Annotated in this window: 1 protein-coding gene; it reads right to left on the bottom strand. The window is 67.6% G+C overall.

Annotated elements, in window-relative coordinates; translation table 11 throughout:
• A partial coding sequence (locus NBZ85_RS31840) for a helix-turn-helix domain-containing protein (RefSeq protein ID WP_261561665.1) occupies positions 1-167 on the bottom strand: 167 nt, incomplete at its 3' end.
• Positions 168-447: the final 280 nt, after the last annotated feature.

The raw sequence follows: 447 nt of genomic DNA, 5'->3' as shown, positions 1-447 counted from the left end.
TCCACCGCCCGGTACACATTCTCGCCGCCGTTACGCTCGATCTCCCTCGAAATCACCGAGTGATGCCTGCCGAGCGCCTTCGCGATGAACCGCGCCGAACGATTCTTGCCCAACTCGCGGGAAATAACCTCCCGCTCCTCGATCGTCAACTTCTCCCGCCGACCCATCCACCATCCAGCCCCTCGACGCCAACACGATCATCCTATCGAGGCGTCGCTACGACCATTTGACCCCGCCGCACCTCAAGTAGTTGTGCGCTGCGTTCACCGCCGCAGGTCGGGCGGCGGCGCGGGCGTGGCCGTGGATTCCGGTCCGGCCGCGCCCGCACCGGGCGTCACCGGGTGAGCGCGGGCAGTGCGGTGAGGGCCTCCTCGGGGCCGACACGCCAGCGGTAGTCGGCCGAGATCGACCTGAACCGGATCACCGCGTCGGTGTCGACCACGAAGG

The organism is Frankia tisae (assembly GCF_025403405.1).
GTDB classification, from domain to species: Bacteria; Actinomycetota; Actinomycetes; order Frankiales; family Frankiaceae; genus Frankia; species Frankia tisai.
Note: the sequence above shows the minus strand (reverse complement) of the source record. Positions and strands in the feature narration are given on the sequence as shown.